The sequence below is a fragment of the Desulfosediminicola ganghwensis genome, assembly GCF_005116675.2.
In the GTDB taxonomy this organism is placed as follows: domain Bacteria; phylum Desulfobacterota; class Desulfobulbia; order Desulfobulbales; family Desulfocapsaceae; genus Desulfopila; species Desulfopila ganghwensis.
Map to the genome: position 1 here is coordinate 5,101,430 of NZ_CP050699.1, position 22,803 is coordinate 5,124,232.

17 protein-coding genes and 1 tRNA gene are annotated in these 22,803 nt (G+C 47.8%); 7 read left to right on the top strand and 11 right to left on the bottom strand.

Features of this window, described 5'->3' with window-relative positions; all coding sequences use genetic code 11:
- Window position 1: 1 nt before the first annotated feature.
- The 3 genes from FCL45_RS22060 to FCL45_RS22070 form a co-directional block, all read right to left on the bottom strand.
- Window positions 2-1,141 carry a DVU0298 family protein gene (locus FCL45_RS22060; protein ID WP_136798108.1) on the bottom strand — a complete coding sequence of 380 codons (1,140 nt, stop codon included), beginning with the start codon at window positions 1,139-1,141 and terminating at the stop codon, window positions 2-4.
- Between the two features lie 36 nt (window positions 1,142-1,177).
- On the bottom strand, window positions 1,178-1,807 hold the full coding sequence (locus FCL45_RS22065) for a tetratricopeptide repeat protein (RefSeq protein WP_136798109.1): 630 nt from the start codon (window positions 1,805-1,807) through the stop codon (window positions 1,178-1,180).
- 215 nt (window positions 1,808-2,022) lie between these two features.
- Window positions 2,023-2,994, bottom strand: a complete 972-nt coding sequence (locus FCL45_RS22070) for a bifunctional riboflavin kinase/FAD synthetase (RefSeq protein ID WP_136798110.1) — start codon at window positions 2,992-2,994, stop codon at window positions 2,023-2,025.
- A 96-nt stretch (window positions 2,995-3,090) separates the two neighbouring features.
- Between FCL45_RS22070 and FCL45_RS22075 the strand changes: the two genes are divergently transcribed.
- From FCL45_RS22075 to hflC, 5 genes are all read left to right on the top strand, one after another.
- Window positions 3,091-3,177: transfer RNA gene (locus FCL45_RS22075), tRNA-Leu, on the top strand.
- A gap of 930 nt (window positions 3,178-4,107) precedes the next feature.
- Window positions 4,108-6,075: a phosphoenolpyruvate carboxykinase (GTP) gene (locus tag FCL45_RS22080; RefSeq protein WP_136798111.1), complete on the top strand. Its 1,968-nt coding sequence runs from the start codon at window positions 4,108-4,110 to the stop codon at window positions 6,073-6,075.
- A gap of 268 nt (window positions 6,076-6,343) precedes the next feature.
- On the top strand, window positions 6,344-7,237 hold the full coding sequence (locus FCL45_RS22085; RefSeq protein WP_136798112.1) for a rhomboid family intramembrane serine protease: 894 nt from the start codon (window positions 6,344-6,346) through the stop codon (window positions 7,235-7,237).
- Between the two features lie 184 nt (window positions 7,238-7,421).
- The gene (hflK, locus tag FCL45_RS22090; protein WP_136798113.1) at window positions 7,422-8,534 is read left to right on the top strand and encodes an FtsH protease activity modulator HflK; all 1,113 of its coding nucleotides are present in this window, start codon (window positions 7,422-7,424) and stop codon (window positions 8,532-8,534) included.
- A 24-nt stretch (window positions 8,535-8,558) separates the two neighbouring features.
- On the top strand, window positions 8,559-9,503 hold the full coding sequence (hflC, locus tag FCL45_RS22095) for a protease modulator HflC (protein ID WP_136798114.1): 945 nt from the start codon (window positions 8,559-8,561) through the stop codon (window positions 9,501-9,503).
- Window positions 9,504-9,600: 97 nt separating this feature from the next.
- On the opposite strand, the gene FCL45_RS22100 is transcribed toward hflC, so the two are convergent.
- On the bottom strand, window positions 9,601-10,278 hold the full coding sequence (locus FCL45_RS22100; RefSeq protein WP_136798115.1) for a hypothetical protein: 678 nt from the start codon (window positions 10,276-10,278) through the stop codon (window positions 9,601-9,603).
- A gap of 597 nt (window positions 10,279-10,875) precedes the next feature.
- Here FCL45_RS22100 and FCL45_RS22105 point away from each other — a divergent pair.
- A complete protein-coding gene (locus tag FCL45_RS22105; protein WP_136798116.1) occupies window positions 10,876-12,174 on the top strand; it encodes a citrate synthase in 1,299 nt (432 codons plus the stop codon).
- Window positions 12,175-12,267: 93 nt separating this feature from the next.
- Here FCL45_RS22105 and polA read toward each other — a convergent pair whose 3' ends face one another.
- Together polA and FCL45_RS22115 are read right to left on the bottom strand one after the other, a co-directional pair.
- Entirely contained in the window at window positions 12,268-14,940 is a 2,673-nt protein-coding gene (polA, locus tag FCL45_RS22110) for a DNA polymerase I (RefSeq protein WP_136798117.1), read from the bottom strand.
- Window positions 14,941-15,145: 205 nt separating this feature from the next.
- Entirely contained in the window at window positions 15,146-15,676 is a 531-nt protein-coding gene (locus FCL45_RS22115) for an HPF/RaiA family ribosome-associated protein (protein ID WP_136798118.1), read from the bottom strand.
- Window positions 15,677-15,998: 322 nt separating this feature from the next.
- Here FCL45_RS22115 and hemH point away from each other — a divergent pair, with 322 nt between their 5' ends.
- Complete coding sequence (hemH, locus tag FCL45_RS22120; RefSeq protein WP_136798119.1) at window positions 15,999-16,958, top strand: ferrochelatase; 960 nt, start codon at window positions 15,999-16,001, stop codon at window positions 16,956-16,958.
- Window positions 16,959-17,087: 129 nt separating this feature from the next.
- Here the strand turns inward: hemH and rodA are convergent, their stop codons facing one another.
- The 5 genes from rodA to FCL45_RS22145 all read right to left on the bottom strand — a co-directional run bounded on the left by rodA (window position 17,088) and on the right by FCL45_RS22145 (window position 22,750).
- Window positions 17,088-18,215 carry a rod shape-determining protein RodA gene (gene rodA, locus FCL45_RS22125; RefSeq protein ID WP_136798120.1) on the bottom strand — a complete coding sequence of 376 codons (1,128 nt, stop codon included), beginning with the start codon at window positions 18,213-18,215 and terminating at the stop codon, window positions 17,088-17,090.
- Window positions 18,216-18,262: 47 nt separating this feature from the next.
- The gene (mrdA, locus tag FCL45_RS22130) at window positions 18,263-20,158 is read right to left on the bottom strand and encodes a penicillin-binding protein 2 (protein ID WP_136798121.1); all 1,896 of its coding nucleotides are present in this window, start codon (window positions 20,156-20,158) and stop codon (window positions 18,263-18,265) included.
- A gap of 18 nt (window positions 20,159-20,176) precedes the next feature.
- The gene (locus FCL45_RS22135) at window positions 20,177-20,698 is read right to left on the bottom strand and encodes a hypothetical protein (protein ID WP_136798122.1); all 522 of its coding nucleotides are present in this window, start codon (window positions 20,696-20,698) and stop codon (window positions 20,177-20,179) included.
- 16 nt (window positions 20,699-20,714) lie between these two features.
- Window positions 20,715-21,593, bottom strand: coding sequence for a rod shape-determining protein MreC (mreC, locus tag FCL45_RS22140; RefSeq protein ID WP_167495802.1), 879 nt, complete (start codon window positions 21,591-21,593; stop codon window positions 20,715-20,717).
- 119 nt (window positions 21,594-21,712) lie between these two features.
- Window positions 21,713-22,750: a rod shape-determining protein gene (locus FCL45_RS22145; RefSeq protein WP_136798124.1), complete on the bottom strand. Its 1,038-nt coding sequence runs from the start codon at window positions 22,748-22,750 to the stop codon at window positions 21,713-21,715.
- Window positions 22,751-22,803: the final 53 nt, after the last annotated feature.

The following is a 22,803-nucleotide window of genomic DNA, read 5'->3' on the forward strand; positions in this document are numbered from 1 at the left end:
GTTATTCTTTTTTACCTCCCTGAATTGCCGCAAGCGCGATCGAGGCCTCGTTGGCAACAGTAGTGGAAATCATACGGCCTTTCTCCCAGATCAGCAGCTCAGCCTCATCTCCGGACAAAGCCATAATTTGAATGGACGCCTCAGAAGCAGTGATTCGACCAAGCAGCCGTACAACATGACCACGGACTGCCGCATCAGGATGCTCCAGGAAATGAAAAAGGTTAAAAAACGGAGTGTCACGGATCAGATCCGGCCTCGTTTCCGCAATTTCACCCAAGGCCCATAGCACCTGTACTCTGGTTGTGTCCTGGCCCAGGAAATTGAGCAGATACCTGGTAAAGGCTCCAAAGATATCTGGCCGGCCAGCGATCACGCTCCCAAGCGTTTCGACCATTCCCCAGTGGGTAGCCGCAGAATCATTGCACGCCTCATAGAGACGATGTAATAACTCTGAGACCTGTCCTGGCTCGCGGGTCGCAACTCGGGCACTTACCTGGCCTATCATCCAGGCCACATGCCACCTCTGGTCATCATAGGGAGTATAAAGCAACCGTTGCATGAGCCGGACAGTCTTCTTGTCGTCAAAACAAAGCGCAACAAGACCGTCGACATCAGACTGCTCGACCATCTCCTTCACCAACCGTTTGTTGGCCCGCTGCTTCTTCCTGTTTTTGTCGGGAGCAGGCTCGACCACTGGCCGGTTCTCATCCAGCATCTGCTGTACAGCTTCCTGCTGGAGACCATTCTCCTTTCGGGCTTTGATGCGACTGGCGATGTCTTTAATCTCAGTGTGCAGACGTACGAAGTAGAGAACACCTCGGACCGGGCGACCATCGACATTGCCTTTGTCCATTACCTCGTGGTACTGCTCATCATAGTTCTCTATCCGGCCCGTGAGGTAATCATCTTCCGGCAGCAACTCCCAGGCAAAGTCCCAGTTGTCCTTACAGGCATGAACCAGCGCCTCAACCATGGCGGCACCAACATTGTGGCCGGTTGCGTCACTGGTATAAATTGCTCCACACTGGCATTCACCTACCGGGAACTCATTGAGCTTTCTTTCGGCAGCATCACCGGGACGTCCTACCTTTTGCCCGCAAAACGGGCACCACGGCGGATTCTTGATATCTGACTTACTCATGGAAACTCTTTGTTAAGGTGGATTTCTGACTTCGGCTTACTGCAGCTTCTCTGCTAGCGCTGCATTGAAGTTTGGATCCACCGAATATCCGAGTTCCTGAGCTTTCAGCATATGCTTGTGTGCCTCTGCGAATTCCTGCTTGAAATAGAGGGATACTGCAAGATTATTGTGACCAAGCGCAGAGTCAGGTTCAATCTCAAGAGCCTTGAGGGCCGCGGTGACAGCTCGGTCATCTTCGCCCTTCATGGTGAGCACGGAAGTGAGGTTCAGCCAGGCTGTAACAAGTTTAGGGTCATATTTCAGAGCAAGGTCGTAATTCTCGATTGCTTTCTCCAGCTCGTTGCTCTGCTGACAGATAAGGCCGAGATTTGCGTAGGCCTGTGCTGATTCCGGCTGAACTTTGACAGCTTGCTCGTTGAGAGCCTTCGCTTTATCGAGTTTACCCTGACCAAAGAAAATTGCGCCGAGATTTACCATGCTGTCAGCATTCAGGGGATCAATCTCGATAGCTTTTTCAAGGGATTTAATCGCGTCTTCAATCCTACCCGCCTTCATGTATACCAGGCCGAGATGATGATGGGCCATCAACGACTCCGGATGTTGCTCGCACTTCTTCTCAAGTTCTTCGATGATCTTTACGAGATCTTCGCTAAGTTGCTCTGCCATTGCTCACCTCAATATTAAAAAATGTCTTTCATCCGGATGAAAGCATATTATGCTCTCCCCGGATGGGATTATATCACGTCAGTACAGCAACATCAGCCAGATGCATGACCAACATTGCTGCTTACTTGTAGACCTAAAAACGGTCTACACTATAGACACCATCGATCGACATGCAAGAAGAAAAAAGTCGGTTTTTCACATTTGTGCGACCCTGTTCAACTATTGAATTTATCTGTGCAGGAGATTACCAGCTCCTTGCTCTGATGAGCCAGAACCTGTCTAGCCTGCACAACGTCTCGACTAATCTGTTCGGCGAGATCCTTCACACCACTGAATTTTCGTTCGCTGCGGATAAACTCAAGCAGATTGACTTTTATAGGTTTACCGTAGATATCCTGATTGAAATCGAAAATATGTGTTTCTGCGACCAACTCATCTTCGCCAAAGGTGGGGTTGCGACCGATATTGATTATGCCACCATAACATTTTCCGTCACAAATAACTTGTGAAACATATACCCCCAGCCTAGGCACCAGGTCCTCTTTGGCAAAACGAAGGTTGGCAGTGGGAAAGCCGATCTGCTTGCCGCCACGTTGTTTTCCGTATTGTACTTCACCGCGGATCTGGTAACTTCGACCGAGAAGCCTTCGGGCCTCGCCCATGTTACCTTCTGCAAGCAAAGTTCTTATACGGGTTGAGCTGACAAGCATATCACCTACATACTGAGCCTCGACTACGGTCACCGAAAATCCTTTCTCTTCCCCTTGCTTTTTGAGAAAGGGGATATTTCCTGACCGGTTTTTCCCAAAGGCATAATCGTACCCCACCACCAACTCTTTCATGCCAAGTCCACCGAGCAGAACTTCGTCGACGAAGTATTCGGCCGTTGTCTTGGCAAACTCCTTGGTAAATGGGACGACCAGCATCACGTCGATACCGGCCATCTCAACGAGCTCTATTTTCTGCTCGCAATTGGAAATCAGCTTAATTCCCCCAGGCCGAAGAACCTGCAGCGGATGAGGGTCGAATGTTATGGCAACACTTTTCCCGTTCAGCCTGTTGGCCCTGGCCGCAACTTCGGCAAATAACTGCTGATGCCCAAGGTGAACACCATCAAAATTCCCAATGGTGACACAGGCGTTAACCAGCGGTCCGTCGATATCCTCAATCTTCCTTACTATTCTCATTTCTTAAAAACTAATTTGATATTTTTTTAACTTTTGTGAAAAATAAAGTGTTGACAAAAAACTCACGATCAAGCATTATCACGGCCGTTGTCGCAAGCCGAAGTGGCGGAATTGGTAGACGCGCTAGGTTCAGGGTCTAGTGGGGGCATCCCCGTGGAAGTTCGAGTCTTCTCTTCGGCACCAAATGAATAAAGGGTTACAGTCTTCATGACTGTAACCCTTTTTTTATTTGATAGTGAAATCATCATCGAATCTCCTTCCTTAATGTAGACAGTGCTGGCCTGGCGGATTTGCATCCTAAACCAAGTGCATAACTTTATATTCTTTTGTCTTGCCCTGCGTATCCCGGCATACTCTCCATGTCCGATAATCCGTACAATCTGCTTTTCGGGCCACAGATACAGAATGCCCAGAAAAGCAGGATGCCGTATATCATGAAATCGCCTTTCACGCAATCATGTTAGAACATCCGGAGGATGAGCAGCCAGCCGGAAATGCATACCCTTTCTCCAGCAGCCCAACACAAGCAAGCCCGGCAGGGATCTGATGATGACACTGACACTATGTACATAAGTTATAAAAAAACTACTCATTTTCAAAAAATCCCGATACTATAGCCGATCTCAACTGCCAGAGGATCTGTAATCAAAATAATTTTGCCAGGAATTTCGAGCCGACTTGATTTCTACATGGTGGTACCACCACCTCCTTCCACTCCAATATTTTCATAATCAAGCACGATTCTTCTTGATATATAAAGAAAATTTAATAAATATTTCACTTTCACTTTCACTACCCTGCATCATTCTCTTGAAGGGAAAATGAAAACCCTGACAACCCCGCAAGGGTGGCTATATCAATAAAAGTTATAGGTTATTTCAGCAAATCTGAACGTTTGCTGCCCTTTCCTTTGCTCCTTTCACTGTTTCACTTTCCGACATACACCTGAAACTTTAACAACTTAGAACGAAACCCAACCTCGATCGCCTCCGAAGTCAGACCTTGACTGCACTCTGAAAAGACCCTAATATGAGGCTTCGCACATTAATCATCTGCCTGATTTTTAAGGCGGATGGAGCAAATATTTCATTTTTCTAATCGAGGAATTCAAGAATGCTTGAACTCAAAAAAGGTGTAGATATCCTGGAAGCAGTCGGAGGAATTGCTACCATAGAGGATGCAAAAGCCGTTCTTTCCGAGCGACTTGACGAAACCAACCAGCAAAAGTTATCCGTTGTAAAAAATCAGGATGCTCTCATCAAGATCGCCAACGCTATTGTAATGTGCGGCCCTGAGAAAGTTTTCATCAATACCGGCAACGATGATGACCAGCAGTGGATTCGTGAGTATTCCCTGCAAAAAGGTGAAGAAGCCAAGCTTGCCAAGCCAGGCCACACCATTCACTTTGACCTGCCTCAGGACCAGGCCCGACTGGTGAATCAGACCTATTACATCATCAACGAAGGCGAACAGATGAGTTCGCTGGCAAAATCGCTCTTACGTGACGAGGCTCTGGACTACGTAAAAGAATTCATGCCCGGCGTTATGGCCAATAAGGTCATGATGATTGGCTTTTACGCACGCGGTCCTGTCGGAGCTGAAGCTGCCATCCCAGCCATAGAAATCTCCTCTTCATCCTATGTTATGCATTCTGCCGAGCTCCTCTATCGTAACTGCTACGAGGCTTTTGACAAGGAAACTGAACGAGCCGGACTTTTTTACACCAACGTGCACGCCGAAGGTAATAATACCCCGGAAGATGTACCCAATGCCCGGATTCTTATGGACAGAAGCTGGCAAACCACGTTTTCTACCTTCTGTACTTATGCAGGTAATACCCTGCTGCTTAAAAAAGGTAATCACCGGTTTTCTGTCGATTACGCGACCTATTACAAACTTGGCGAGCAAATCTCCGAGCACATGTTTATCACAGGCCTGACCGGTCCCAACGGCAGAAAAACCTTCTTCGCCGGTGCTGCCCCTTCCGGATGCGGCAAGACAACCACAGCCATGGTCGGTACAGACTTTGTCGGGGATGATCTGGCCCAGATGTGGATCGCAAAGGATGGTTCTTTACGGGCAATTAACCCTGAAAAGGGTATTTTTGGCATAGTCGAGGATGTTAACCGGGAAGGTGACCCGTACTTGATGGATTGCCTGCGTGGTGACGGCACCGAAGTAATCTGGTCCAACGTACTGATAGATGATAAAGGTGTACCGCACTGGGTCGGTAACGGTGAGCCTGTACCAGAGAGAGGCATAAACTTTCAGGGTGAGTGGTACAATGGCAAACTCAACTCAGACGGCAAGCCAGTTCCCATGTCACACAAAAATTCACGCTGCACCCTGCTTGCATCCGCCATCGCCAATCATGCCACCGAGATCTCCGAATCCCCTGAGGGAGTGCCGGTAAAAATTATTACGTATTCCGGTCGTGATGCCGATACCATGCCACCCGTCTGGGTTGCCAAGTCAATGAACGAGGGTGTTGTGATAGGCGCTTCCATCGTATCAAAGGCCACGGCTACCGAGGTGGGCGCCTCCGGTGTACGCAGACAACCCTGGGCGAACGCACCTTTTATCCCCGGTGCTCTTGCCGATTACATGAAAGCTCAGTTTATCTTTTTCAATTCACCCGAGTTTTCCGATTCTGACAGACCAATCATGGCCGGACTCAACTATTTCCTCACCCATGAGAACAGAGGTGGTTCAGGGACCGGGTTGCTTGGTGAAAAACGGGATGTGCGCGCCTGGCTCGGCTGGCTTGAACTCTATGCACACGGAGATGTAGAGGCCATCGAAACCCCGATCGGCTTGATTCCGAAATATGAAGACCTGAAGAAACTCTTCAATGGAATTGACAAGGAATATCCTAAAGCTCTCTACAACATGCAGTTTGCCCTCTATGTGGATAATATAGTCGGAAGGATTGATCTTCAAACCGACGCCTACCAGAAAGAGACTGGCATCCCTGTCGAGCTTTTTGAGGTTTACCAAAGGCAGAGAAATGCGCTTATTGATCTCAAGGCCAAGTACGGAAGTGTTGTCAGTGCTGATGACCTGATCCTGAGTCAGCCTTAGGCGGAAACAGCTTTTTCACCGCTCTGAAAACGAGTTACATACCAGAAAATTCAGGTCGAGGGTCCCCACCCTCGGCCTTTTTTGTTTTTTGGGAAAAAATACGTCTTGCTTACAAACAGTTACCTTGCCAACTCAGCCAACCGGACCTATTGTAGAGGCTGATAAGTTATGAGAGAAAAAACGCCTGACAACACAAACCACGCAACCTCATCTACATAACCTCGCTACACGCACATCAGGATGCTCCCCGTAATTTCCAGGATTGAACGTGACTGAAAACCAGCACCCTACCCAGACAGTTACCCAGACCAATAACCAACAACAGGCAAACCTCTTTTCACTGGTGCTCTCTGCAGCACGAATCAATCACACTGTGCAAAAGATTGATTCCGCCAACTGGGAGATACACGTCAACCATCAGGATTACCCCAAGGCCGATTACGAATTGGGTGTCTTTATCGAGGAAAATCGAAACTGGCCGCCAAGCCAACCGGCTCAGGATCAATTTGCCCCAATATTTCAGGCACACACCCTGCTCCTGATTGGCATAATGGTTCTCTTTTTTTCTGTTACCGGAAGCTGGTCACCACTGTCGGAGTGGTTTCAACAAGGCGCAGTCAACTCCAGCCAGATTCTTAACGATGGGGAATATTACCGGCTGGTAACTGCACTGACACTTCATTCAGACATAGTTCACTTGTTGAGTAATTGCTTTCTTGGCGCTTTCCTGTTGCACTTTTATTTTCGCATTCTCGGAAACGGAATCGGCCTGGCCGCCCTGCTTGTTGCTGCAACTTCAGCAAATATGCTGAATGTTATCGGTCACGGGCCAGGCCATCTCTCTGTTGGTTTTTCCACAGCGGTTTTCTCGGTAATTGGAATATTATCTGCTATTAATTTCCGACATTACAAATTGAAACGTCCAGCCAGACTGCTGCTACCGCTCATGGCAGGGGCTGCGCTGCTGGCAATGCTCGGCAGTAGCGGAGAAAGAACAGACCTGGGCGCCCATTTCTACGGCTTGGCAACAGGGCTTATTACTGGTTTATTTTTAAGTTTTGAGACGGTCCTTAGACAGAGGGAAAAATTTAAACTGCAGCTTATACTGGCACTATCAAGCTGGTTTATTGTACTCATGGCATGGTATTATGCTATCAATTGACGCCATACCCGTGCCCAACCGCCGAATCGGGTTGAAATATTGATACGATTTGGTAGCATCTAAAACAGTAAAGACTTACCTGTTTAGACTTAAAAGTTTATAGAGTTATTCACTTTTTTTCACCCGGACACTGACATGGTTAACTCAGTGTTATCCGGAACATTTCAGTTTAGGAGATTTTTCTATGTCCATGCAGGATCAACAGCCTCCTTGGGGCCGCAAAAACAAGCCCCAGACTCCGGAAGAAATGGTTGCACAGCTTATAAAAAAGCTGCAGGATTTCTTCTCGGAAAACCAGAAACAAAGTCCCGGCCCAAACGGCTCCACGCCAGAACGCAAGCCGGTCAATCCTTTTGCCAGCATAAGCAAAATTCTAGCTATCATCCTTGTGCTCATCATGATCCAAGGTGTCTACTCATCGGTATTCAAGATCCAGCCCAGTGAAGTCGGTGTAGTACTTCGACTTGGTAAATACGTTCGTACCGTTGACCCGGGTCTGCACTTCAAGCTTCCCTACCTCGAAGCTCTGTACAAAGTCGATATTGGGCAGATCAGAAAGCAGGAATTCGGTTTCAGAACCCGCTCCAGCCAAGTCAGTTCATTTGACAGAAGCGCCTATGAAATGGAATCACTGATGCTGACCGCAGACAAAAACGTCATCAACGTTGCCTGGATCGTTCAGTACAAAATCAGCGACCCTTACCAGTATCTTTTCAAAGTAAAAGATGTCACACAGTCTGTTCACGATGCCTCCGAAAGTGTGACCCGTCGTATCGTGGGTAACATGGACTTCGACTATGTTCTCAGTAACCGTGACCTGCTCGCTGCAAGCGTAAAGAGCGAACTGCAGACAGAGCTGAACAGGTTCGAGGCTGGTGTCACTCTGGTTACCGTACAGTTCCAGGATATCAATCCACCGGAACAGGTTAAACCTGCCTTTAACGAAGTGAACGCTGCCGACCAGGACATGAGACGTCTGGTTAACGAGGCACAGGCCCAGTACAACAAAGTTATCCCTAAAGCTCGCGGTACCGCACTGCAGATTATGGAAGAGGCTCGTGGTTACGCCGCTGAGAGATTGAACGAAGCCAACGGTCAGACAGACAGGTTCCTCTCCATTCTGAAAGAATACGAAAAATCACCCGAGGTAACCCGCACCCGTATGTACATCGAGACGATGCAGGACGTGCTGCCCAATGTCGAGTCTGTATACATCATCGACGAGAATCAGCAGTCGCCAATTCCGCTTTTGAACATTGGCAGCTCACCAGCTATCGCAGCCCCGAAGACCAACTAGTGTGGAAACCATAAGGAAGCACAGATGAAACAAATAATACAGTTTTTCTCAGTCGGCCTCATTCTCCTGGCTATCACTGTCATATATGACGGCTTTTATATTTTAGAAGAAGGTCAGCAGGCTGTTGTCACCCAGTTCGGTGCACCTGTCGGCGACCCCGTAACCGATGCCGGACTGCATTTAAAGATGCCATTTATCCAGCAGGTTAATGAGTTTGAAAAGAAGATCCAGATCTGGGACGGTGAACCAAACCAGATCCCTACCAATGATAAGACTTTCGTGTTCCTCGACATTACCGCTCGCTGGAAAATCTCCGACGCACTCCGGTATCTGCAGGCAGCAAGTGGTTCTGAGGTTCGGGCCCAGTCCCTTCTGGATGACATTATCGGCGGTACCGTTCGCGATATGGTGAACAAAAATAATCTGATTGAGATTATCCGCAGTTCTGATTGGTCTGAAGATACCATGACCCCCGGCATCAGTAATGAGGCTATGGGGACCAGACCGGTGATGGGTCGCGACAAAATTGCCGACATTATCCTCGAGACCGCAGGCAGGGCAACCCCACAATACGGCATTGAGCTGGTTGACGTAATGATCAAACGCGTCAACTACATCGAATCCGTACGTGAGAGAGTTTATGACAGAATGATCTCCGAAAGACAGAGAATCGCTGCAGAGAAACGTTCTTTCGGTGAAGGTCAGAAGAATGAGATTCTCGGTACCATTGAGCGAGAGCTGAAAGAGATCATCTCCAACGCCAACCGTGAAGCACTGATAATCCGCGGTAATGCTGATGCCGAGGCAACCCAGATTTATGGTGATGCTTACTCTCAGAACCCTGACTTCTATCAGTTCCTCAAGACTCTTGAAAGCTATGATAAGGTCATTGGTGGTAACACCAATCTGGTTATCTCTTCGGATTCCGATCTCTATCGCTACCTGAAAAGTGTAGAACCAACCAAATAAGCTTACAGAACTTCGGAGTACTAACGAAAAAGGGGGACATTGCTTGCGCAACGTCCCTCTTTTTTATTGGCGTAATTAAAGCAGGTTCACAGCTTGATTACGAATCCAGGCCATCACTTGTTCCGGGATAAGCTGGTTTCTGCTCAGGTTTATACGGTATACGTCCTTTCGTCTCCAGTAGTTCCTGGAATTGATCCAATTCTGCATTTGACTCAAGACTCTCGACATCGAGCTTTTCAAAGCGACAGTTACATTTATTCAACTGACCGTCGCACCATGGACAAATCTCCACAGGGCAACCCAGTACATGAACCTGGCCCACTGCAACCTGGCAGGCGGGGCAGACTTCTTCGCCAATTTCTACGGCAAGTTCTTCCTGCTCTTCGATCGGGCTGTAGGACTTAACAAACTCATCATTCATGCCATGACCGAAAAACTGAAGGATGTCAGCGGGTACTTCATCCTGATTGAATTCTCCGAGGATTTGTGCCTGCCCTTCAGATACCACAGCATTATACACATGGTTGGCAGTAGTCAACGCCAACAGGATGACTCCCTGAATAGTGTCCAGTCGCTGAATTTTTACCACAGCCTCTTCCCGGGTTTCCGGCAACACCCTGTAAAACTCAAGCAAAACCTCCAGCGCTTCAGAGTTATTTTTGTATTTCTCGACCAATTTTTTCGCTGAATCTCTCTCGGAATCGGTTACCCCGTACTCGATAAATATATCTAGTTCTCCGATCAACTTCTGCTGGGACTTCTCGGGCAACATCATTTTCCTGACTCCTGTATTATCAATTCTCAATGTAAAAGTATTATTTTCAGGCCACACTGCCTGGCTAAACCTCAGTCACTTTTTTTGCAAACCGCTATAAATTACACACCCGTCATTTACCAGGCACTAAAAATTGTCGCAAACAGTAGCTTGAAATACATTCAGGAGTGGTGCTCACCCATCAAAACAGTACCCCAGCTCATGAGCTGACAGGTGGCTACCTGCAAGAGCTCAACTTTGATTGTTGCGTAACCTTCGTACAGCCTCATGCGAACCGCTATGCCCCGCCTGACGGGCAACCACATCGAAATAAAAAGAAAAATTGCGTTGTTCTCTATTTTCGGCTATATTACTGACGAATCGATGGAAATACGGTCCCAACATGGTCATCTGTTCACCCCGCTATCAGCACCATGCCAGCCCGCCAGGACCGCTCCTTTCGGCAGCAAATTTCATGCACCCAGACATTTTCATTCTACTGTAATCGTACCGTCTGTGCATCAATCAGCAGTAACTTTCCCTAACGCTTGCCGAATAAATTACTGAAGTGTGTGTTACCATTTCTGGTCACCGTTTCAACAGCTACGAGGTATACCTATGTCCCAGGAATTTGCGCAGCTTTGTATTGATGGTCAAACCTATACTCTTCCGATCGTTGAAGGTACTGCTGGTCAAAAAGCTATTGATATCAGAACGCTACTTAAAGATAGCGGCTACATCACTCTCGACAGCGGCTACATGAATACCGGCTCCTGCACCAGTTCCATTACCTATCTCGACGGCGGAAAAGGAATTCTCAACTACCGCGGTTACGCCATTGAAGATCTCGCAGAAAACTGCCAGTTCATCGAAGTAGCCTACCTTATCCTCAATGGGGAACTGCCGAACTTTGAGCAACTCGAACAGTTCAAAAGGGATATGCGTCGGTTTGCCCTGATTCATGAGGACATGATCCATTTCTTCGATCACTTCCCGCCTAACGCCTCACCAATGTCCATCCTTTCCACCATGGTTGGTTCGCTGCACAATTTCTACCCGGAAATGGATGTCGAAGAAGATCCTTATGGCGGAATTATTGTAACCACTGCACGACTAGTGTCAAAAATCAGAACAATCGCAGCCTTTTCCTATAAAAAGAATATAGGCCATCCATTGGTCTACCCCAATGCAAAATTGAACTATGTGCAGAACTTCCTGCACATGATGTTCGATCGTCCAAATATGCCCTACGTCATCAAACCTGAAGTGGCTTCCGCATTGAACAAACTGCTCATTCTCCACGCCGACCATGAGCAGAATTGCTCAACATCAACTGTCCGCCTGGTAGGCAGCGCCGGAGTTAACCTCTACGCTTCGATCTCAGCAGGCATCAGCGCCCTCTGGGGGCCGCTCCATGGTGGTGCCAACCAGGCAGTTCTTGAAATGCTCGAACTGATCTATGCAGATGACTGTAATTACAAAAAATATATAGAGAAGGCCAAAGATAAAAATGATCCGTTCAGGCTCTCCGGTTTCGGCCACAGGGTATATAAGACATTCGATCCGCGTGCTAAAATCATCAAGGATGCCTGCCATGAAGTGCTTGTTGCTCTGGAAATTGAGGATCCATTGCTTGACATTGCACTGGAACTTGAGGAACGCGTAAGAAAAGACGATTATTTTCTCTCCAGAAACCTCTACCCCAATGTGGACTTTTACAGCGGTATCATTTACCGGGCCATAGGCATTCCCACAAATATGTTTACCGTTATGTTTGCTCTCGGCCGACTGCCAGGCTGGATTGCCCAGTGGCGTGAAATGAAAGAAGATAAACACAATTCAAAAATCGGCAGACCCCGACAGGTATATACTGGCCACAATCTCCGACAATTCATACCGATGCACCAGCGCAAGTAATTCAGCATACCCGGTTCTGCAAAATAAAAAGGGAGCGAATCCGGCTGGATCGCTCCCTTTTCTTATGCAATTACGCCCATGCAAAAATGGTTATCAGGATTTAGCCAGACTTTTCCCGATCTCAACATTAACCACCAACGGCACATCAAGTTTCATAGCGCCTTCCATGGCCAATCGAACCATCTCGCTGGTCTCTTCAACCGCATGTTCAGGCACCTCTAAAACGAGTTCATCGTGAATCTGCAGCAACAGCTTTGCCGGGCTGCCTGTTTCTGCGATCTTGTGCTCAACCTGCAGCATGGCAAGCTTGATAATATCGGCTGCTGTACCCTGGATTGGGGTGTTAATCGCCATGCGCTCTGCAAACTCTCTGCGCATTTTGTTCTTAACATCTATCTCGGGACAGCCTCGGCGTCTATGCATCAACGTGGTCACATACCCATCGTTTCTCGCCTGCTCGACAATATCCTCCATAAACTGTTTCACTCCGGAATAGTGAGCAAAATACTTATCAATAAAATTCTGCGCATCCTTTCTGCTGATATTCAGCTGGTTGGAGAGACCAAAACTGCTCATGCCGTAAACAATTCCGAAATTGATGCTCTTGGCAACTCTGCGCATATCCGGAGTTACCAGCATAGGGGATACTCCAAAGATCTGTGCCGCCGTTCTGGAATGAATATCCTCTCCTGCGTTAAAAGCTGCGAGCAGGGCCTCATCCTGCGAGTAATGGGCCAGAACCCGAAGATCGATCTGAGAATAATCAGCAGACACAAAAGTATAGCCCTCCGCCGGCACGAACGCCTGGCGAATCCGATTGCCCTCTTCAGTTCGAATCGGAATATTCTGCAGATTAGGATTACTGGACGAGAGACGTCCGGTAGCAGTAACTGCCTGGTTGAATGAAGTGTGGATTCTCCCAGTAATTTTATCACGCAGAGAGGACAGCTTATCCACATATGTCGACTGCAGCTTGGCGAGTGTACGGTACTCAAGGATGAGGGCTGGCAGTTCGTGCTTAGAGGCAAGTTTTTCAAGCACTTTAACATCGGTCGAATAGCCTGTTTTGGTCTTCCTGCCATGGGGAAGCTCTAAATCCTCAAAAAGTAACTGACCAAGCTGCTTAGGTGAATTTATATTAAACGTTTTTCCTGCGAGTTCATAAATGCTTGCCTCAATTGCTTCGAGTTTGCCCGCGAACTCAAGCGAGAGTTCTTTCAGAATCTGCTCATCCACACAGATTCCCCTCACCTCCATATCGGCTAATACCGGGACAAGCGGCATTTCGAGATCATAAAAAAGCTGATCGAGATCTTTCTCAACTATCTGCGGTTCGAACTCCTGCCAGAGTTGCAGGGTGCCATAAACATCTTCACAGCTGTAATCACATGCTTCTTTCAGACCTACATAGGCAAAACAGTCTTCACGACTATCTTTGCCGACGACATCCTTAAAGGCTGTCATTTTTATACCGCGATCAAAACAGAGATCATCAAGCTTCAATGAACGCCCTGGAACTTCAAGCAGGTGAGCCGCAATCATGGTATCGATCAGTCTGCCAGCAAGGCGAATGCCCCAATGCTGATCGAGTACGGTAAAATCATATTTCAGATTATGAGCGATTTTGGCAATGGTCGGATCGGAAAACAGCGGCTCCAGTATTGATTTAACCAACTCCTTATCAAGTTGGCCTGCCACCCGTTCCCCTGCTTCGTCACGATGTCCAACCGGCACATACCAGGCCTGATCTGAGTCTGCACAGAGAGAAATACCCACCAGTTTGGCAACGCGAGCGTCAAGCGAGGTGGTTTCAGTATCAAACACCACCGAACCGCACTCTTGCAATTTTTCTACAACCGCCTTCAGCTCACCCTCATCGGTAACCAGTGAAAATCCGTCTGTCGATATTTTCTCCGACGTATCGATATCCTTCAGAAAGGTGGTAAACTCGAGTTCAGTAAAGAGGGCTGCAAGTTTTGCATCGTCGGGTTTCTGAATCGAATAAACATCGAGTGCCACTGGTACTTCGGCATCCTCCTTGAGCCTGATCAAATCTTTGGAAAGATAGGCGGATTCCCTGTTTTCGATGAGTCGTTCTTTCATCTTGGACTTTTTCATCGACTCAACATTTGCATAGAGACCATCAAGGTCACCGAACTCGGCAATCAATTTTTCCGCGGTTTTCTGCCCTACTCCTGGCACACCTGGGACGTTATCGGAGCTATCGCCAATGAGGGCGAAGATTTCCAGAAGTTTATCCGGGGTGACTTTATACTTTTCGACAACAGCCTCAGAATCCATGACTTTGTCTTTCATGGGGTCCCACATGACAATGGAATCACCAACCAGTTGCAAAAGATCCTTGTCTCCGGAGACGATGACAACGTTATGGCCTTTTTCGGCAAGTTTCCTGGCCGATGAAGCAATGAGATCGTCTGCCTCAATCCCCTGTTCTTCAAGACAGAGTATATTTGAAGACGCTACAAACTCCCGGATATAGGGAAGCTGCTGGGCGAGATCTTCCGGCATTTGCGGCCTGTTGGCCTTGTATTCCTTATAAATTTCATGTCTGAAGACAGGTCCTCGGCTATCCCAGGCAACTGCAATGTATTTCGGGTCGCGTTCGCGCATGATGCGTCGAAGAATATTTATGAATCCAAAAACAGCGTGGGTCATCATGCCCTTACTGTTGGAGAGAGGTTTAACCCCATGGTACGCTCGGTAAATATAGGCGCTGCCATCTATTAAGTAGACATCTTCTTTCACGAAATGAACTCCTTTGGCGACTGTGTTTATATGAAAATGTTTGACCTATCTATACCGCATCACCGATTTCTACGCATGTTTTAATCTCTGCCATTACTGCGAAAGAACATTACCCATTCATTCCCTGGCACAGAAAAACGCTCAATAAAAAAGGCCGCAGACAAAAAACGTCCGCGGCCTGAAATGTTAATATGAGACTCTACTATTACCTTGCGGGCCTTACCCATGAGGCTTGCGGCCCCTTGTCTCCTCTTGTTTCACCAAAATAGACGCTGTCTCCTTCGGTAAGCTGCTCCATATCAATATTTTTCAGCGCATTTTCATGAAAATAGATATCTCTGTTATCAAAAGAGGTTATAAAACCATATGACTCAAAAGGGGATAGTTTACGAATAACTCCTATCTTATCTGTTTCATCGTTGGTGTGTGCCTTAACGTTTTTCCTCTTCTTGCGAAGACATTCCTTTAACTGTAAAGCCAGGATATCAAAGGCCTCTGTCAGCAGCGGTCGAACGGTTTCTCCTTTTCTGGCAACAACTACTGTGTCATTCGGAATAGTCGCGATAATCTTGATCTCAAACCCTCCTTCCTTATGATGAGCAGTTCCTTCGATGGAGACGCGCAGGTGAAGAACCAGACCGGCGTAATGACGCACCAACTTGTTCTTCTCCTCTTCGATCTTAGTCTGCCATCCTTTGCGTAACTCAACATTCCGGGCTTCGATCTTAAGTTCCATAGAGTTCCTCCGTTGAATACTTCGATAGTGGTGCACTTTCTCCACCATCCACTGCATGCGACGTAGCGCATTCCCTGATGATTTCAGAACAGAGCGCCTTACCGGCCAGAGATAACCTTCAGCCACTCTCGTTCATCACCTTTACTTACAGTATATTTCGCAGAGGCTCAGAATCAAGCTTAGGGAAGTTGTTTAGGCACAAGAAAATTATGATCCAAACGAATTCGATATCGAATATTGGCAAAGTATGGCGGATTGACAGGGAATACAGTAGAATGTATTCGCCTTTCCGATCACCACCCCTTTAACTATTCGTGATTAAATGAATAATCATCCAGTAGGTATTGTTCTGCTCAATATGGGCGGCCCGGACACTCTTGAAGATGTCCCTCAGTTTCTCTACAATCTCTTTTCCGACAGAGACATAATTAAACTAGGGCCTTCTTTTTTGCAGAAGCCACTCGCCCGTTTGATTTCCAGACGAAGAGCTGCCAAAAGTCAGTCCATCTATAAAAAAATAGGTGGTGGCTCTCCGCTAAGAAAAATAAGTGAGCAACAGGCTGCCCGGCTGGAAAGAGAATTATCCGCAGACGGGAAGTTCATCGTTCGTGTTGCTATGCGGTACTGGGCGCCGAGCTGTGAGGAGGCCCTCACCGAGTTAGCGGACAAGGGTGTTGCAAAAATTATCGCCCTGCCTCTCTACCCGCACTACACCAAGGCAACCTCCGGATCTTCCATTAACGACCTGATCGCTACCCATAAAAGGTGTATGCCTCAAATCCCGCTGGAGATTGTCCGTTCGTGGCCGGAAGAACCTGGGTATCTCGATGTTCTGGCCCAACGAATCTCTGCTACCGCAGAGGAATTCAAGGGAGAGCCATTCGAGTTGGTTTATAGCGCGCACAGCCTGCCGGTGTCGTTTATCAAAGAAGGTGATCCCTACGTTGATGAGCTCGCTAAAACCATCACCGGTATCGAGGAGCGGTTGCAGCTCAAGGGAACACTGTGTTACCAGTCGAGAAGTGGCCCCGTCGAGTGGCTCTCGCCTGAAACATCTGAGACCATAGACAGGCTGGCAGCCAACGGGTGTACAAACATTCTGATGGTGCCGATAAGTTTCGTTTCAGATCACGTTGAAACGCTTTATGAGATTGATATGCTTTTTAAAGATCACGCCGCAGAGCTTGGAGTTCGCCTTATTTCAACTCCCTCGCTCAATTCTGACCCAGCTTTCATCTCGTCCCTGCGCTCCATCATTCTTAGACAACTCAAAAACAACTAACCTGCTGTGTAGAAAAAAATGGGGATGAGCTGCCAGCATACAGCTCATCCCCATTCAGTTATTGTCTTGAGTCAGACAGGTCCAGGTAAAATATCCCCACCGTTCCAACAACAGATCCGCAGCTGATGACTAGGTCACCCCGGGAGGATTATGGGTCTGAAATCTTCTCATCCGCACATTCATCAAAATTCCCAACGCCGCGACAGTGGTCAACAAAGAGGACCCGCCATAGGAAACCAGTGGCAAAGGAATACCAACAACCGGTAAAAATCCGAGTATCATCAAGAGATTTATTACCGCCTGCCAGAAGATCAACATAACAATTCCATACGCAAGCAATACACCAAACCTGTCGCGGGCATTCATCGCCACATACAGTCCCCAGAGCAGCATAAAAAAATAACAACCGAGAAAGAAAAGACAACCAACAAAGCCCCACTCCTCTCCCCAGACCGAGAAAGCAAAGTCGGTGTGCCGCTCCGGCAAGAAGTGCAGGTGTCCCTGGGTACCTTCCATATATCCTTTACCGAATTTTCCACCACTGCCTACAGCAATCTTGGATTGAAAAATCTGATACCCACTGCCCATCATATCCTGCTCGGGATTGAGAAAGGTTTGAATGCGCTGCTTCTGATAAGGTCGCAGTAATTTTTCCCAGGCGAAAACCACCACCACCAAAGCGGAGGTCCCTAAAGTTGCGATGGTGGAAAATTTCACTTTTACAAAGAGCGTCATCGACACAAAGATGATGCCAAGCATCAGCGCCGTACCGAGATCCGGCTGCAGCAAGATCAGCAAAAAGGGAAAGCCTGTCAGCAAGATGGGCATGAGCAGTTGCTTGAGGTTATAACCGTCGATGACCTCTTTTCTGGAATAATAGCTGGCCAAGGAAATGACAAGCATCAGCTTGGCAGGTTCTGAGGGCTGAAGATTAAAAAAACCAAGGTCAATCCAACGCTGTGCACCACCTGCCTTACTGCCGACAAAGTACGATAGGAGTAAAAGCATGATAACAAGGAAATAGAACGGATAATTCCAGATATGCAGATCGTTATAGTCAAAACTCAGAATGACCAGACAACAGGCCGCACCCATCAGGAAAAAATACGCCTGCCTCAGATAGGGTGGTGTCCCATATGGTTTGGGTGGGTAGGAAGCACTGTAAAGATTAAACAGTGCCATACCACAAACAAGTAGAATAAGCAGCAGCAGTACGAAATCAAAATTTTCAAAATGCCGCCGGTCAACACGAATCATATATATATCCTCTCTCCTGGCTGAAACTCCTTTTTGACCGGTTTCAATCAGGCTTGATTTTCCTTTTCTTCATTCGCTTGTAATTCATTAAGATAATCCTCGAAATACTTCTCAAGGACTACCTTGGCGATAGGTGCTGCAGTCGAGGACCCGCCAAGCCCATGCTCGACAATGACAGTCAACGCAATCTCAGGGTCATCCGCCGGCGCATAACAGGTGAAAAGTGCATGGTCCCGATAATTATAAGGAATGTCATCGTCTTTCAATCCACGGTACTTTGCCACACGAACGACCTGGGATGTACCAGTCTTACCGGCTATTGTCAGGCCATCGATCGCAATTTTACGAGCAGTGCCTTTTTTCCCGTGAACCACGTCTACCATGCCTTGATGAATGATATCCATAAACCGGGAATCGAATTTTTCATCGGCCACAACTATCGGCTCGAATGTATCGGTAACTTCACCGCTGGGATCGACAACTTTCTCTATCAACTGCGGCTGCATTCTTTTACCATTGGCCGCCAAAGCAGCTGTCATTACCGTGAGCTGGATAGGCGTTGCAAGATTATAGCCTTGGCCAATAGCCACAATTACTGTTTCACCGTCATGCCATCTTTCACCATACCGCTGCCTTTTCCAATTCTTGGTAGGGACGAGGCCACTTTTTTCATGCTCCATCTCCACGCCGGTTTTCTCACCCAGGCCGAATTTTTTGGCATACTCTGCTATAGTATCAACCCCAAGCCACTGCCCTAACTGATAAAAGTAAACATCACAGGACTGCTCAAGAGCCTCTTCCAGATTTACGGAACCATGCCCGCTATGCTTCCAGCAGCGATAGGTTTTATTGCCGAGAGAATAATGACCAGGGCAATAGATTTTGGTTTCGCGATCAACCAGACCTTTCGCGAGGCCAGCCAGACCGATGACCATCTTGTAGGTTGAGCCAGGCGGGTAGTTTGCCTGGACAATCTTGTTGAGCAACGGATGCTGTGGATTATCACGCAGGGCGTTCCAGTTCTTGTGTGAGATACCGCCGATGAACTGATCGAGCACGATTGACGGCGTTGTTGCCAGAACGAGCAAGCGCCCGGTCTTCACCTCCATGGCAACTACTGCACCAGCGCGCTCATCCCTATCCATCAGGTTCTCTGCAACCTTCTGCAGTTCGGCATCTATAGTGAGGTAAATCTGATTGCCCGGCAAGGGATCGATCTGTTTGAGCTGTTTGCGTTCAAAACCTCTGGCATCTACTTCAATATAGCGATGTCCTTTGCCACCCCTGAGATCTGCTTCGCGGAGCTTCTCCAACCCCTGCTTGCCAACAAGGTCCGTGCCGCTATAGATTTTCTGATCTGACTTTTCAAGCTCTGCCTTACTGATCACACCAAGGTAACCGATAGTATTGGAGGCAAGATTCCCGTACTCATACACCCTGACAGGTTTCACCTCAATACGAATACCTGGAAACTCCTGATTGTGGTTTTCAATATAGGCCAGGGTCTGCCAGTCAATATCTTCTTTGAGAGTGATCGGCAAATACCGTGGCACTCCCGAGGATTTGCGAATCCTCTCCCATAGAAGGGATATATCTTCCTTTAACACCGGCGCAAGACGTTTCAGTACTTCCTCGATGTCATGGCTGTCCTCACGCATGAGAACCACATTAAAAGAAGGCCTGTTGGTAACAATCTCACGCCCTTTTCTGTCGAGTATGTGGCCACGGGGAGCTGCTATTTCCTGAACTCTCACCCTGTTACTGTAAGCATGTTCCTTGTAATCATCGCCGTGGAGAATCTGCAATGACCAGAGCCTGGATATGATAATCGAGAAAAATGGTATAATAACAGCGACTCCGCCAAGCAAACGTCTCCGCAAAAGGTCTACAGCCTCTTCGTCCCGCTCGCTGAATTCCTCGACCTCTTTAAAAAACAACTTCATATACTTTTCCCTCTACGCTTAAAGCGGGTTCCTCGTTCTGTTTTTCAAGCGCCGAGATCGTGCACTGCGCATCTGCAAATGCTCATAGAGGCTGTTGAAAACAAGGAAAAATGGAATTGCAGCTAATATGAGCAATAAGGTGTCCTGGACAACCTGCCCCCAGGACCAATCTGGTATAGCATGAGCCGCGGAGATGGTTGCGAAAAAATACAACCCGATCTGCAGCAGGAAATAGCTTACGCCAACCATTGGAATCTGATAGGCACTCTCTTTGACCGGACTGTTGACAGTGATAGTCTTCAGGATGACAAAAACCGCAAGGAAAATGAACGGGTAATAACCCAGATTTGCCGCTACAAGCACATCGAGCATCCACCCCAGTGAAAACGACAGGAACACCCCGGGTATCCAGGGCAGCTTATATGCAGAAAAAGCAACCAACAGAAATATTATGTCAGGTCGGGCGAAATTACCGGGTAGAAGCTGCAGCATGGAGGTTTGCACTACAACCAGCAAAACCCCCAGGAGAAGATAGATCATGGCAACCAGCATCTGACTATCTCTCTGCCTCCATATACATTTCACGCAAGATTTTTTTACGGTCAGTGAGGTCAACAAAAACTACTTCAAGTTTTTGAAAATCCACGCTCGGCTCAACCTCTATTTCCTGAAACATGCCACGCTCCATGATGCGAACATTGGAGACACGCCCCAGCGGAATACCAGCCGGGAATATACCACCGATACCGGCAGTTACAATATAATCACCTTTTGCGACATCATCATTTTTCAGAACATACTGCAGTACGTAGCCATGCTCTCCGGCACCTTTTAAGATGCCGCGCACTCTGTTTTTCTGAAGCATTGCATCAATTGCACTACTGGGCGCATTTGCCAGCAAGACCTTGGAATAATTTTCAGAAGCATGAATAATCTGGCCTACCACCCCGCGCGGATTGACCACCACCATACCCTCAACCACATCATCTTCCGAGCCACGGTCAATAATTATAGTCTGGAACCAGAGTGACGGATCTTTACCCACAACTCGTGCGGTTATACGGCCAAACCCCTCTTGCTGTTTGAACTCAAGCAACTCCTCGTAGTGTTTGTACTTCTGATACCCTTCCCGACGTTCGCTCAACTCCAGCATGTACTTATCGACCAACGCCTTCAGCCGTTTATTGTCTTCTCTGACTTCGATCAGGGCTATATAATCGTCTTTTATCGCCGCGACCCCGGATAATGAGTGCGTGACCGCTGATTGCAATGGAGCTATCAGGTCAAGCGTTACCCTGTGCAACGCCCCAAAGCGCCCGCCCAGCATTGAGGCAAGCAAAAGAAGGCCCACCACCAGCAGAGTCCCGAACAATAGCAGGATTCGCACTGAAAGCAGGCCAGATTGTCCATTTCTCGCTTTCGCTCGATTTCTCACGGATCTCCACTTAACATTCATCGGCTAGAAACCGATACCACCTTGGCGTCCAACCGCCAGGTTGAACCGATACATTCCAACACAACCTGCCAGGCGAAAAAACGGCCTGTGCAAGCCGGTTAATAGATGGTGACTTCTCGCAGAATATCCAGATTGTCCAGAGCCTTGCCCGAGCCAAGTACCACTGAAGAAAGCGGATCATCTGCTACGATAATCGGCATTCCTGTAGCCTCTTTCAAGCACTTATCAAGATTCTTCAACAGTGCTCCACCACCGGTCAGCACAATTCCCTGATCGACGATATCAGCAGCAAGTTCTGGTGGAGTCACCTCAAGTGCCACCCTTACGGCCTCAACAATCACGTCTACCTGCTCGGCAATTGCAGACTGAATCTCGTCGGCTGAAATAGTGAGAGTTTTCGGAACACCTGAAACCAGGTCGCGTCCCTTGATTTCCATGGTCTCGTATGGCTCTTCCGGCATAACATTACCGATAGTGGTCTTAATCGACTCTGAAGTTCTCTCACCAATCGCCAGGTTATGTTTGCGCTTGATGTACTGCAGAATAGCCTCATCCATCTTATCGCCAGCAACACGAACTGATTTGGCATAAACAATTCCGGCAAGGGAAATCACTGCAACCTCTGTGGTGCCACCACCGATATCGATGATCATGTTCGCTGTCGGCTCAGTAATAGGCAAATCTGCACCGATCGCGGCTGCCATTGGCTCTTCGATGAGATATACTTCGCGGGCACCGGCCGACTCTGCAGATTCTTTTACCGCACGCTTTTCCACCTGGGTAATTCCGGATGGAACCGAGATCATAATACGCGGATGAACAAGGGTACGCCTGTTATGAACTTTGTTGATGAAATAACGTAGCATAGCCTCAGTCACTTCAAAATCGGCGATTACGCCATCCTTGATCGGCCTGATTGCTTTGATGTTGCCCGGTGTCTTGCCGAGCATCATTTTCGCCTCCTGCCCAACTGCAAGCACTTTGCTCATCCTGCCATCCTGGCGGACCGCAACAACGGAGGGCTCACGCAACACGATCCCTTTACCTTTGACGTACAACACACAATTGGCTGTGCCTAGATCTATTGCAAGATCGTTAGAGAGCCAACCAAAAAGAAAGTTAAATGGTGAATACATACAGCCTTCCTTGGAGTAAAAAAACCACCTTCAGTGGGGAAATTAGATGATCA